This is a genomic window from Kitasatospora sp. NPDC091335, from assembly GCF_044757205.1.
Lineage (GTDB): Bacteria > Actinomycetota > Actinomycetes > Streptomycetales > Streptomycetaceae > Kitasatospora.
In genome coordinates this window covers 88,249-100,879 of the sequence record NZ_JBIVUM010000014.1, presented here as the reverse complement: position 1 = coordinate 100,879, position 12,631 = coordinate 88,249, and the positions used below count along the sequence as shown (strand labels likewise).

Sequence of the window (12,631 nt, the reverse complement as noted above, 5' to 3'; positions counted from 1 at the left end):
TGTCCGGGTTGCGCACCGGACGAGGTGTTCCGAATGCCCTGTCCGTGTACGGGCATATGCTCAGGTGCGAAGCCGACTCCCCATCCGGCTTCGGCCCTCACTCGACCCAGGAGCAGTATGTCGACCGCCGCCCGCCAGGCATTCTTCGACCGGACGCACAGCGACGACCTGATCGCGTTCCTCGGCACCTCGCCGTCTCCGTACCACGCGGTGGCGAGCGCCGCGGAGCGGCTGGAGAAGGCGGGCTTCCGGCAGGTCGCCGAGACGGACGCGTGGGACACCGCGGCCGGCGGGCGCTACCTGATCCGCGGGGGCGCGCTGATCGCCTGGTACCTGCCGGAGGGGACGGGCCCCGAGACGCCGTTCCGGATCGTCGGCACCCACACCGACTCGCCCAACCTGCGGGTCAAGCCGGTGCCGGACACCGGTTCGGCGGGCTGGCGGCAGGTCGCGGTGGAGATCTACGGCGGCGTCCCGCTGAACACCTGGCTGGACCGCGACCTCGGCCTCTCCGGCCGGCTCGCGCTCAAGGACGGCACCGCCAGGCTGGTGCAGCTGGACGAGCCGCTGCTGCGCGTGCCGCAGCTCGCCATCCACCTGGACCGCCAGGTCAACGAGGGCATGAAGCTCGACAAGCAGCGCCACCTCACCCCGATCTGGGGCCTCGGCCCGGTCGACGAGGGCTCGCTGATCTCCTACGTCGCCGGGCGGGCCGGCCTGGACGCCGCCGACGTGGCCGGCTGGGACCTCATGACGCACGACGTCCAGCCCGCCTCCTACCTGGGCCGCGACCGCGAACTGATCGCCGCCCCGCGCCTGGACAACCTGCTCTCGGTGCACGCGGCCACCGCCGCGCTCGCCGCCGTCGCCACCGCCGACGGCGCCGCCGACCTGCCGTACATCCCGGTGCTGGCCGCCTTCGACCACGAGGAGACCGGCAGCGAGTCCGACACCGGCGCGCAGAGCCCGCTGCTCGGCAACGTGCTGGACCGGACGATCCACGCGCGCGGCGGCAACACCGAGGACCGGGCCAGGGCGCTCGCCGGCACGATCTGCCTCTCCTCGGACATGGGCCACGCCGTCCACCCGAACTACAGCGAGCGGCACGAGCCGGGCCACCACCCGGTGCCGAACGGCGGGCCGATCCTCAAGGTCAACGTCAACAACCGCTACGCGACCGACGGCGTCGGCCGGGCGGTGTTCGCGGCCGCCTGCGAGAAGGCGGGCGTGCCGTGGCAGGCCTTCGTGTCCAACAACGCGATGCCCTGCGGGACGACGATCGGCCCGATCACGGCGGCGCGCCTGGGCATCACGACGGTGGACTGCGGCATCGCGGCGCTGTCCATGCACTCGGCGCGCGAGCTGTGCGGGGCGGAGGACCCGTACCTGCTGGCGAGCGCGCTCAAGGCCTTCCTGGAGGGCTGAGACACGGCGAAGGGGGCCCGGAGGACGAACGCCGGGCCCCCTTCGCGTGGGTCCGCGCTACTCCATCCCGGCCAGGACCAGTGGCAGGCGGCGGGCGCCGTCGTCGACCAGCTTCACCGGCACGCCCCAGTCCTGCTGGTGCACGTGGCAGGCCGGGTACTCGATCTCCGGGTCGTCGTCGCAGGAGGCGGCCATCGCCGAGACGTGCAGCACGCCCTCGGCGACCTCGCCGGAGAGCACCAGCTCACGGGAGAGGTCGGAGTCCGCGCCCGCGCCGGAGACCAGCAGCTCGGGCGGGGTCGCGCTGACCAGCAGCCGGGTGGACGGGCCGTAGCGCTCGTCCAGCTTCTGGCCGTTCGGCGCCTCGAAGACCACGTCCAGCCGGAGGGCGCCGGGGGCGACCTCGGTGGCCGCGCGCCGGGTGCGGTGGGCCACCGACTCGACCCGCACCGCCTCCTCGGGCAGCCGCAGCCTGGTCAGCCGGTGCCGGGCCGACTCGACCACCACGATGTCGCCGTCCACCAGCACCGTGCCGGACGGCTCGCGCAGGTCGGTGGCCAGCGTGCTGACCTCGCCGCTCGCCGGGTCGTAGCGGCGCAGCGCGTGGTTGTAGGTGTCGGCGACGGCCACCGAGCCGTCCGGCAGCACGGTGACGCCCAGCGGGTGCTGGAAGAGCGCCTGGCCGGCGGCGCCGTCGCGGTGACCGAAGTCGAACAGGCCGGTGCCGACGGCGGTTTCGACCGTCTTGGTTTCACGTGAAACCGAACGCAGCGCCGAGGTCTCGGCGTCGGCGACCCAGAGCCGCTCGCCGTCCGCGGACACCGCGAGGCCGGACGGCTGGGCGAACCAGGCCTCGGCGGCCGGCCCGTCCACCAGACCCTCGTTGGTGGTGCCGGCCGCGACCGCGACCGTGCCGGTGGCCGGGTCGTACGACCACAGCTGGTGCACGCCGGCCATCGCGATCCACACCCGGCCGTCGAACCAGGCGACGTCCCACGGCGAGGAGAGGTCCACCTCGCGGGCCGGGCCCTCGGTCGCCGAGCCCTGCCACCACTGGCGGCCGGTGCCGGCCAGGGTGGTCACGTGGCCGTCGGCGAGGCGGACGCCGCGCAGGGCGTGGTTGACGGTGTCGGCGACGACCACGTCGAAGCCGTGGCCCTCGGGGACGAGCGCGAGGCCCTGCGGCTCGCTGAACCGCGGGCCGGTGCTGTCGGTGCCATTGCCGTTGGTGCCGGTGCTGTCAGCTCCGGTGCCGTCCACCAGGCCGCGCTGCCCGTCGCCGATCCGGCGGACCACCGTCTCGCCGTCCTCGGCCAGCTCGACCAGCGAGTGGTGGCCGGAGTCGGCGACCAGGAAGTGGCCGTTCGGCAGCCGGACCGCCTTGCCGGGGAACTTGAGGTCCCCGGCGCTCGGCTCCGGCGCCACGTACGGGCCGTCGCCGCGGCGCAGCGTGCCCTTCGCGGCGTGCTCGGCCTCCAGCTCCTCGACCAGCCGGGCGAGCGCGTGGGCGTGGCCCTCGCCGGCGTGCTGGGCGACCACGTAGCCCTCCGGGTCGATCACCACCAGCGTCGGCCAGGCCCGTACGGCGTACTGCTTCCAGGTGACCAGCGCCGGGTCGTCCAGCACCGGGTGATGCACCTCGTACCGGGCGACGGCGTCGACGACGGCCTGGTGGTCGGCCTCGTGCACGAACTTCGGCGAGTGCACCCCGACGATCACCAGGGTGTCGCGGTGCTTTTCCTCCAACTCCCGCAGCTCGTCCAGGACGTGCAGACAGTTGATGCAGCAGAAGGTCCAGAAGTCCAGGATGGTGATCTTGCCCCGGAAGTCGGCGAGCGTGAGCTCCCTGCCGCCGGTGTTCAGCCAACCGCCTGCCCCGACCAGCTCGGGGGCGCGTACACGTGCACGAGATGCCATGCGTCAATCAAACCGCACGCCGGGTGCCCGCATTCCGGGCGTGCCGTGTTGCGGACGGGGCGGGGTCAGCCGGGGGTGTTCGGGAGGAGGTCGGCCTGCCAGCGGGTCTCGCCGTCCTGGGTGTGGGTGGTGGGGTGCAGGCCGAGGGTGCGGGCGATGGCGGCGGAGGCGTGGTGGTCGGGGTGGATGTGGGCGACGGCGGTGGTGGCCCCGGCGGCGGTGAGGTGGGCGAGCAGGGTGCGGGCGGCCTCGGTGGCCAGGCCGCGGCGCTGCCAGGGGGTGCCGACCACCCAGGCGAGTTCGGCCTGGCCGGGGCGGACGGTGGTCTGCACGTAGCCGGTGAGGGCGCCGTCGGCGCGCAGCCGCAGCACCCAGTTGCCCCAGGACTCGGCCGGGTCGGGGGAGCCGGCGGCGAGCCGCTCGCAGCGGGCGCGCAGTTCCCCGGCGGTGGCCGGGCGGCCGCCGGTGAAGGCGTGCAGAGCGGGGTCGGCGAGTGCGGCGGCCAGCTCCTCGGCGTGCTCGGGGGCGATCGGCAGCAGGTCGAGGCGCTCGCTGCGCAGCTCGGCGGTGGTGAGGTCGGGGCGCATGGCGGTATTGAAGGTGATCGGGGCCCGCCGTGCCACGGGGTTTCCGCGGGGTGCTTCGTGGCGGTGCTTCGTGGCGGTGCTTTTCCGCGGGCGGCGGATCGGGGTCGAATGGGGCGAGGCCGGCAGTGGAGCCGGCCCGGAGGAGGTCGCACGTGCGGTATCTGGTCAGGGAGAAGCTGTTCGCGGTCGGCGACGACTACTGGATCGAGGACGACCGGGGCCGCAAGGCGTACCTGGTGGACGGCAAGGTGCTGCGGCTGCGGGACACCTTCGAGCTGAAGGACGCGCACGGGCGGGTGGTCGCGGTGGTGAGGGAGAAGATGCTGACCGTCCGCGACGCGATGAAGATCGAGGACGCCGACGGCGAGGTGATCGCCACCGTCCGGGAGAAGCTGTTCACCCCGTTCCGCGACAAGTACCTGGTGGATCTGGCCTCCGGCGGCGAGCTGAAGATCCACGGCAGCCTGATCGACAAGGACTACCGGATCGAGAACCAGCACGGTGACGAGCTGGCCAGGATCAGCCGCAAGTGGTTCCGGATCAGGGACACCTACGGGGTGGAGGTCGCCGACGGCGCGGACACCGGTCTGCTGCTCGCCGTCGCCGCCTGCGTCGACCACCTGGTGAACGAGGAGGACTGACCGCCGCCGGCTTCGGCGCCCGGTCCGCCCCTCACCCGGGTGGGGTATCTTTTGCCAGCCCTTGACCGTGCCGGTCAGGGGGACGGCGAGAGCGGACCGGGGGCTGGAACCACGATGAACGACATTCTGCACGGGCTCGGTGCGGCGGCGGCCTACGGCGCCCTCGGGGTGGTGCTGCTGCTCCTCGGCATCGGCCTGGTCGACCTGCTGACGCCCGGTCGGCTCGGCCACCAGATCTGGGTCGAGCGCAACCGCAACGCCGCCCTCCTGCTCAGCTCCGCGCTGCTCGGCATCGGCGGCATCGTCTTCACCGCGATCATGTACACCTACGCGGACTTCGGCAAGGGCCTGGTCTCGACGGCCTGTTACGGCCTGCTGGGACTGGCGCTGATGGCCGTCGCGTTCTGGCTGGTGGACCTGCTGACCCCGGGCAGGCTCGGCGAGATCCTGGTCGATCCGGAGCCGCATCCGGCGGTGTGGGTGTCGGCGGCCTGCAACATCGCGGTGGCGGCGGTGGTGTCGGCCGCGATCGCCTGACCCCTCCGAGGGCGCTACGCCGGGTACGGCGCCTTGCCCAGGACGTGCTCCCGGCCCCAGTCCCCCAGCGGCCCCAGCGCCGTGTTGAGGCGGTGCCCCGCCTCGGTGAGCGCGTACTCGACCCGCGGCGGCACCTCGTCGTACGCCTCCCGGTGCACGATGCCGTGCGCCTCCATCTCGCGCAGGTGCGCGGCCAGCACCTTCTCGGTGATCCCCGGCAGCAGCCGGCGCAGCTCGCCGAAGCGGCAGCGCGGGCGTTCGCCCAGGGCCCAGAGGATCGACACCTTCCACTTGCCGCCGATCACGTCCATCGCGGCGTCGGTCCCGCAGACGTACGCCCCCGGCCTCGGTACGGTCGCCATGCCCATCCCTTCCGGCCCTTTCCGGCCCCTCCGACCTCGATGCTCACTCCAGGGTAACCACCCACTTCGAAGTGCGTACTTGATCGTTTCCGGGGCCGGCGCGGAGGCTGACTGCCATGGCAACCAACCCCGTTGAGAACACGTCCAGGAACCCGCACAGCCCACCCACCCCGCACACCTCGCACATCCCACCCACCCCGCTCACCCTGCTCGGCCTCGGCGCGATGGGCACCGCGCTGGCCGGGGCCTGGCTCGCCGCCGGGCACCCGCTGACCGTCTGGAACCGCACCGCCGCCCGCGCCGACGGGCCCGCCGCCCGCGGGGCCACCGTCGCCGCCACCGCCGCGGAGGCCGTCGCGGCGAACCGGCTGGTGGTCGTCTGCCTGCTCGACGACGCCTCCGTGGAACAGGCCCTGGACGGCGTCGACCTGGCCGGCAAGGACCTGGTCAACCTGGTCACCGGCACCCCCGGGCAGGCCCGGGTCCGCGCCGCCTGGGCGCAGCGGCGCGGTGCCCGCTACCTGGACGGCGGGATCATGGCCGTCCCGCCGATGATCGGCGCCCCGGCGGCCGGGGCGTACGTGTTCTACAGCGGCTCGTCCGAGCTGTTCGAGGAGCACCGGGGCACCCTCGCCGTCCCGGCCGGCACCCGGTACGTGGGCGCGGACGCCGGGTCCGCGGCACTGCACGACGTGGCGCTGCTCAGCGCGATGTACGGGATGTTCGCCGGGGTCGCGCACGCCTTCGCGCTGGTCCGCGGCGAGGCCGTGGCACCGACCGAGCTGGCGCCGCTGCTGGGGAGCTGGCTCACCGCGATGTCCGGTTCGGTGACGCGGACGGCGGAGCGGTTGGAGAGCGGTGACTACGCCAGGGACGTGGTGTCCGGCCTGGCGATGCAGGTGGCCGGCAAGGGCACCCTGCTGCGCACCGCGGAGGAGCAGCGGGTGAGCACCGAACTGCTGGATCCGTACTTTCGGCTGATGGAGCGTCGGCTGGAGATCGGCCATGGCGGGGAGGACCTGACCGGGGTCGTCGACCTGCTGCGACGGTGAGGGCGGGCCGGTAACGTACCGGCATGGCAGACCTCGAAGAACGCGCCACTGTCGTCGCGTCCGACTCACGGCAGGCCGGGGCGGGGGTGGTGGTCCGGCCGCGCCGGGCCGACGACCTCGCCGGCTGCGTCCGGGTGCTGGGCGACGTCCACGCCGTCGACGGCTATCCCGTGGACTGGCCCGACCGGCCCGCCGGCTGGCTCACCCCGGACGGCCTGCTCGCCGCCTGGGTCGCCGAGTCGGACGGCCGGATCGCCGGACACGTCGGCCTCGCCCGCAGCGCCCCCGGCGACCTCGCCCCCGTGCTGTGGAGCCGCCGCACCGGTGGGCCCCCCGAACTCACCAGCGTGATCGGCCGCCTCTACGTCGCCCCCGCGGCGCGCGGCCGCCTCGTCGGCGCCCGGCTGCTGGCCTGCGCGGTGGCGCACGCGCGGGCGCTCGGCCTGCACCCCGTTCTCGACGTCCTCGCCACCGACACCGCCGCGGTGGCCCTGTACCGCAGGCTCGGCTGGACCCACCTCGGCGGCGGCGACCAGCGCTGGGCCTCCGGGCGCACCGTCACCGTCCACTGCTTCGCCGCTCCACGGGGGTGAAGCGCGCCCCGCCCGCCTCGCCCGGCCGCCCCGCCCCAAGCCCGCCCCGGTGCGGGCTCCCTCGGGCGGGGGAGCCGGATCACCGTGCCGGGGGAGGACCGGCCGGGCCGGGCGGGCGAGCCTGGCGGCATGATGAGGAGCGGGTGGACGGTGGCCGGCTGGGGCGTCGGGTACGCCGGGTTCGGGCTGGGGTGCGCGCTGAGCGGGACGGAGCTGTTCGGCGCGCGGTGGCCGGGGTGGGCGGTGGCCGGCGTGGGGGCGGTCGCGGCCGCCGCCGGCGCGGGGGTGGTGCGGCGACAGCCGGTGCGACGGCTGCTGTGGCTGCTCTGCGGGGTGGCCGCCCTGGGGGCCTGGAGCCTGCTGATGGACCTGGTCACGCTGCTGTTCGGGCAGCGGGTGGACAGCGTCCCCGACACGGTGGAGCGCGCTCTGGCCGCGGTGGGGGCGGTGCTGCTGGCCCGCGCCGCCCTGGGCCCGCGCCGCGGGGCCCGCGATGGCGCCGGCGGTCCCGCTGGTGTCGGACGGGGCGTGCCGGCACCCGCGCCGAAACCCGCCCCGGCTCCGGCGTTCGTCCGGCTGGCCGCCTGGGCGGGCACCGCGGCGTTCGTCCCGTACGTGCTGATGAAGCTGCTCTGGGCGCTCGGCGGCAGCTTCGCCGGGGTCAGCGGCGAGCGGATGTACGCCGGTTACGTGCGCAACGGCTCCTCCGGGCTCTGGCTCGCGCTGGAGCGCCGGGGGCTGGACGGCACCATGCTGCTGGCGCTGCTCGGGGTGTTCCTGCTCTGGGGGCTGGTCCGGCCGTGGGGGCAGGTCTTCCCGCGCTGGACGGGGCCGCTGCGCGGCCGTCGGGTGCCGCGCTGGCTGCCGCTCACCCCGGCCCTGCTGGGCGCGGCCACGCTGGCGCCGTACGGCGTGGTCGGGATCGGTTATCTGGCGCTGTGCACCACCGGGGTGACGCGGATCAGGCTGGGCGATTTCGCCGACGAGCAGAGCGCCCTGGAGACCGCCTGGGTCGGGATCGGCGGGTTCGCGGGGTACGGGGTCGCGCTGGCGGTGGCCGCCCGGTCGTACTGGCGGCGGACCGGGGTGTGACCCCGCGAGTGTTTGCTGAGGCGGCAACAAAGCTTGCCGATGTGGCGAGGGGGGCCGCAGCCTGGCGGTGGAGGTGAGCGCCATGGGCGAGACGACCGGGACGGCCGGGACGACCGGGATCAGGGACAACGAGCGCTACGACGTGGTGGTGGTCGGCGCCGGAGCGGCGGGACTGAACGCCGCGCTGGTGCTGGGCCGGGCCCGGCGCAGGGTCGCCGTGGTGGACGCCGGCGAGCCGCGCAACGCGCCCGCCGCCCACATGCAGGGCTACCTGAGCCGGGACGGCATGCCGCCGGCGGCGCTGCTGGCGGTCGGGCGGGAGGAGGTCGCCCGGTACGGGGTGGACCTGATCGACGGCCGGGTCGAGCACATCGAGCCCGTTGAGCCCGTTGAGCCCGTTGAGCCCGTTGAGCCCGTCGGGTCGGCAGAGCCCGTCGAGCCGGCCGGGCCCGCCGGGCCGGGCTTCGTGGTCCACCTGGCCGGCGGCCCGGTGCTGCACGCGCGCCGGATCGTCGTCGCCACCGGCCTGCGCGACGGACTGCCGGAGCTGCCCGGCCTGGCCGAGCGCTGGGGCCGCGACGTGCTGCACTGCCCGTACTGCCACGCCTGGGAGGTCCGCGACCGCCCGCTCGGGGTGCTCGGCACCGGCCCCGGGGCGGTCAACCAGGCGCTGCTGCTGCGGCAGTGGTCGGCGGACGTGGTGCTGCTCGCCCACACCCTCGCGCTGACCGACGCCGAGCGGGAGCGGCTCGCCGCCCGGGACGTCCGGGTGGTCGAGGGCCGGATCGTCCGCCTGGTGTCCGACGACGGGCGGCTGCGCGGCGTCGAACTCGCGAACGGACAAGTGGTGCCGCGGGAGGCGGTGTTCGTCTTCCCGCAGCCGGTGCCCAGGGACGCGCTGCTCTTCGGCCTCGACTGCGACCGGGACGACAACGGCTGGGTGACCACCGACCGGACCGGCCGCACCAGCCTCCCCGGCGTCTGGGCGGCCGGGAACGTCGCCGACCCGCGCGCCCAGGTGGTCACCGCCGCCGGGGCGGGCGCGGCGGCGGCCTTCGCGCTCGACCACGACCTCGTGGCGGAGGAGATCGACCGGGCCGTCGCGGGGTACCGCGCCTCCGGTGCCGCCCTGCCCGCCTGAGCGGGAAACTTTCGTCAATCCACGATCGGAGAACCCGGATGTCAGCGAACCAGCACGGCCACTCCCACTCCCACGGCTCCCACTCCCACGGCTCCCACGCGCACGGCTCCCACTCGCACGTCCCCGCCGCCGACCTCGACTGGGACGCGCTCGCCGCGCACCTGGAGCTGGAGGCCGACCTGCGGGCCGACGCCGTCACCGAGGCCGCCCGGTGGCTGGCCGGCCTGCATGGGGAGGGCCCGGTCGGACGGGTCCTGGACGTCGGCAGCGGGCCCGGCGTGATCGCCGGACTGCTGGCGGACGTCTTCCCGGCGGCCGAGGTGGTGGCCGTCGACCAGTCCGCCGCCCTGCTGGAGCGTGCCCGGACCCGCTCCGGCGGCCGGCTCGGCACCCGGCAGGCCGACCTGCCCGCCGAGTTCGACAAGCTCGGCGAGGCCGACCTGATCTGGTCCGGCAACGCCATCCACCACCTGGGCGACCAGCAGGCCGCGCTCACCTCGCTCGCCGGACTGCTGCGGCCCGGCGGCCTGCTCGCCGTCGCCGAGCGCGGTCTGCCGGCGCGCTACCTGCCGCGCGACTTCGGCCTCGGCCGGCCCGGGCTCCAGGCCCGGATGGACGCCGCCCACGAGGACGGCTTCAGCACCATGCGGGCCGAACTGCCGGGCAGCATCCAGGAGATCGAGGACTGGCCGGCCATGCTCGGGCGGGCCGGGCTGACCCCGACCGGCACCCGCACCTTCCTGGTCGACCACCCGGCCCCGCTCGCCGGCCCCCTCCGCGGCTACCTGCACACCCAGCTGGCCCGGCGGCGCGACCAACTCGCCGAGCAGCTCGACGCCGAGGACCGGGCCGCCCTGGAAGCCCTGCTCGCCGAGGACGCCCCCACCGGCATCCTGCGCCGCCCGGACGCCTTCTACCTCTCCGCGATGACCGTCCACACGGCCCGCAGGGACTGAGCCGGGGGTTCCCGCCGGTCCCCGGGGTGAGCCGCGACGGGGACCGGCGCCCGGCCCCGGGATACCGTCGGGGCATGACAGCGAGCGAGCAGCGCCTGGTGGTGGTGACCACCACCCACGAGAGCGAGGAGCCGGCCAGGGCCCTGGCGTCCGCCGTGGTGCGGGAGCGGCTGGCGGCCTGCGCCCAGGTGTACCCGGTACGGTCGGTGTACTGGTGGGACGGCGAGGTGCGGGACGCCGAGGAGTGGCGGATCGACTTCAAGACCAGGGCCGAACTCGCCGACCGGCTCGGCGAGTTCGTGGCCGGACGGCACTCCTACGAGACGCCCGAGCTGATCGCCGTGCCGGTGGTGGCCGGCAGCCCCGGTTACCTGGCCTGGGTGGCGGAGGAGACGGCCGGGTAGCGGCCCCCGGTACCGACGACGCGGGCCCCGGCCGTTCGCCGCGGTCGGGGCCCGCGTGGTGTGTCGTCGTACGGGCCTCGGATCAGTGCGCCGAGCCGCCGAAGCGCGCCGTCCAGGCGGCCAGGTCCTCGTCGGTGATCTTGGCGAACAGCACCGGCGGCACCGTGAACGCCGTCCCGGCCGGCACCAGGTCCAGCGCTCGCGCCTCCTCGGGGCCGACCCAGTCACGGGTGGCGGCCGGCGAGTCCTCGGGCAGCGCGAAGGCCCCGCGCATCGCCGCCGCGGTGGCCGGGACGAACGGCTCGGACACCACGGCGTACAGGTGGATCAGGTTCATCGCCGTGCGCAGGGTCAGCGCCGCCGCGTCCGGGTCGCTCTTCACCTGGAGCCAGGGCGCCTTCGCGTCCAGGTAGGCGTTGCCCGCGCTCCACAGCGCGCGCAGGGCCTGCGCGGCCCTGCGGAAGTTGAGCGCCTCCAACTGGGCCTCGTACTCGGCGAGCAGGCCGGCGATCTGCTCGCCGAGGCGCTGCTCGGCCTCGCCCGCCGGGTGGCCGCCGGGGACGTCGTCGCCGAAGCGCTTGCGGCTGAAGGTGAGCACCCGGTTGACGAAGTTGCCGAGGGTGTCGGCGAGGTCCTTGTTGACCACCGAGGCGAACAGGTCCCAGGTGAAGCTGGAGTCGTCCGACTCGGGCGCGTGCGCCATCAGGAAGTAGCGCCAGTAGTCGGCGGGCAGCAGCTCCAGCGCGACGTCGGTGAAGACGCCGCGCTTCTGGCTGGTGGAGAACTTCCCGCCGTAGTACGTCAACCAGTTGAAGGCCTTGACGTAGTCGACCTTCTTCCACGGGCGGCGTGAGCCGAGCAGGGTGGCCGGGAACATCACGGTGTGGAACGGGACGTTGTCCTTGGCCATGAACTCGGTGTAGCGGACGGTCTCGTCGACCTCGTACCACCAGGACTTCCAGTCCCGCAGCTGCCCGGCCGGGGCCGCGTCCGCCCATTCCCTGGTGGCGCCGATGTACTCGATCGGAGCGTCGAACCAGACGTAGAACACCTTGCCCTCGGCGGCCAGTTCGGGCCACACGTCGGCCGGCACCGGGACTCCCCACTCCAGGTCGCGGGTGATCGAGCGGTCCTGGAGGCCCTCGGTCAGCCACTTGCGGGCGATCGAGGAGGCCAGCACCGGCCAGTCGTCGGCGTGCGCGGCGATCCAGTCCTCGACCTCCTCGGTGAGCTCGGACTGGAGCAGGAACAGGTGGCGGGTCTCCCTGACCTCCAGGTCGGCGCTGCCGCTGATCGCCGAGCGCGGCTCCAGCAGGTCGGTCGGGTCCAGCACCCGGGTGCAGTTCTCGCACTGGTCGCCGCGCGCCTTGTCGTAGCCGCAGTGCGGGCAGGTGCCGACGATGTAGCGGTCCGGCAGGAAGCGGCCGTCGGCGTTGGAGTACACCTGGCGGATCGCGCGCTCCTCGATGAAGCCGTTGCGCTGGAGCTCGCGGGCGATCTCCTGGGTGATCTCCCGGTTCTGCGGCGAGGAGCTGCGGCCGAAGTGGTCGAAGGAGAGCCCGAAGCCGTCGTACACCGCACGCTGCGCGCCGTGCGCCCTGGCGCAGAACTCCGCGACCGGCAACCCGGCTTCCTGGGCGGCGAGTTCGGCGGGTGTGCCGTGCTCGTCGGTGGCGCAGACGAACAGCACCTCGTGCCCTCGTCGGCGCAGGTAGCGGGCGTAGACGTCCGCCGGGAGCATGGACCCGACCATGTTGCCCAGGTGCTTGATCCCGTTGATGTACGGAAGGGCGCTGGTGATCAGGTGGCGAGCCATCCTCGGCTGCTCCGGTTTCTCCCGCACGCACCCCACCCGGAGTGCCGTGCCGGGGGCAGGGGTCCACTGTGGGCTGTCAGCCTAGCGGTCGCCGGAGGTCCGGCCCGA

13 protein-coding genes are annotated in these 12,631 nt (G+C 74.3%); 9 read left to right on the top strand and 4 right to left on the bottom strand.

What is annotated here, in order from left to right; all coding sequences use genetic code 11:
* Positions 1–117: 117 nt before the first annotated feature.
* Complete coding sequence (locus ACIQOW_RS26875; RefSeq protein WP_188295203.1) at positions 118–1,425, top strand: M18 family aminopeptidase; 1,308 nt, start codon at positions 118–120, stop codon at positions 1,423–1,425.
* Positions 1,426–1,482: 57 nt separating this feature from the next.
* Here ACIQOW_RS26875 and ACIQOW_RS26870 read toward each other — a convergent pair whose 3' ends face one another.
* The gene (locus ACIQOW_RS26870) at positions 1,483–3,342 is read right to left on the bottom strand and encodes an NHL domain-containing thioredoxin family protein (RefSeq protein ID WP_401089054.1); all 1,860 of its coding nucleotides are present in this window, start codon (positions 3,340–3,342) and stop codon (positions 1,483–1,485) included.
* A gap of 65 nt (positions 3,343–3,407) precedes the next feature.
* The gene (locus tag ACIQOW_RS26865; RefSeq protein ID WP_401089052.1) at positions 3,408–3,929 is read right to left on the bottom strand and encodes a GNAT family N-acetyltransferase; all 522 of its coding nucleotides are present in this window, start codon (positions 3,927–3,929) and stop codon (positions 3,408–3,410) included.
* Positions 3,930–4,081: 152 nt separating this feature from the next.
* Here ACIQOW_RS26865 and ACIQOW_RS26860 point away from each other — a divergent pair, with 152 nt between their 5' ends.
* Both ACIQOW_RS26860 and ACIQOW_RS26855 read left to right on the top strand, forming a co-directional pair.
* A complete protein-coding gene (locus ACIQOW_RS26860) occupies positions 4,082–4,570 on the top strand; it encodes an LURP-one-related/scramblase family protein (protein WP_401089051.1) in 489 nt (162 codons plus the stop codon).
* Between the two features lie 114 nt (positions 4,571–4,684).
* Entirely contained in the window at positions 4,685–5,107 is a 423-nt protein-coding gene (locus tag ACIQOW_RS26855; protein WP_401089049.1) for a DUF350 domain-containing protein, read from the top strand.
* A 14-nt stretch (positions 5,108–5,121) separates the two neighbouring features.
* On the opposite strand, the gene ACIQOW_RS26850 is transcribed toward ACIQOW_RS26855, so the two are convergent.
* Complete coding sequence (locus ACIQOW_RS26850; RefSeq protein WP_188295197.1) at positions 5,122–5,469, bottom strand: helix-turn-helix domain-containing protein; 348 nt, start codon at positions 5,467–5,469, stop codon at positions 5,122–5,124.
* Between the two features lie 224 nt (positions 5,470–5,693).
* On the opposite strand from ACIQOW_RS26850, the gene ACIQOW_RS26845 reads away from it, so the two are divergent.
* The 6 genes from ACIQOW_RS26845 (at position 5,694) to cutA (ending at position 10,707) form a co-directional block, all read left to right on the top strand.
* On the top strand, positions 5,694–6,521 hold the full coding sequence (locus ACIQOW_RS26845) for an NAD(P)-dependent oxidoreductase (protein WP_401089276.1): 828 nt from the start codon (positions 5,694–5,696) through the stop codon (positions 6,519–6,521).
* Positions 6,522–6,544: 23 nt separating this feature from the next.
* A complete protein-coding gene (locus ACIQOW_RS26840) occupies positions 6,545–7,114 on the top strand; it encodes a GNAT family N-acetyltransferase (RefSeq protein ID WP_401089047.1) in 570 nt (189 codons plus the stop codon).
* A gap of 129 nt (positions 7,115–7,243) precedes the next feature.
* Positions 7,244–8,206: a hypothetical protein gene (locus ACIQOW_RS26835; protein ID WP_401089045.1), complete on the top strand. Its 963-nt coding sequence runs from the start codon at positions 7,244–7,246 to the stop codon at positions 8,204–8,206.
* Between the two features lie 82 nt (positions 8,207–8,288).
* The gene (locus ACIQOW_RS26830) at positions 8,289–9,347 is read left to right on the top strand and encodes an NAD(P)/FAD-dependent oxidoreductase (RefSeq protein WP_401089043.1); all 1,059 of its coding nucleotides are present in this window, start codon (positions 8,289–8,291) and stop codon (positions 9,345–9,347) included.
* A 38-nt stretch (positions 9,348–9,385) separates the two neighbouring features.
* On the top strand, positions 9,386–10,303 hold the full coding sequence (locus tag ACIQOW_RS26825) for a class I SAM-dependent methyltransferase (RefSeq protein WP_401089041.1): 918 nt from the start codon (positions 9,386–9,388) through the stop codon (positions 10,301–10,303).
* A 74-nt stretch (positions 10,304–10,377) separates the two neighbouring features.
* Positions 10,378–10,707, top strand: coding sequence for a divalent-cation tolerance protein CutA (gene cutA, locus ACIQOW_RS26820; protein WP_188295192.1), 330 nt, complete (start codon positions 10,378–10,380; stop codon positions 10,705–10,707).
* Between the two features lie 82 nt (positions 10,708–10,789).
* Here the strand turns inward: cutA and metG are convergent, their stop codons facing one another.
* Entirely contained in the window at positions 10,790–12,523 is a 1,734-nt protein-coding gene (gene metG, locus ACIQOW_RS26815) for a methionine--tRNA ligase (protein ID WP_401089039.1), read from the bottom strand.
* Positions 12,524–12,631: the final 108 nt, after the last annotated feature.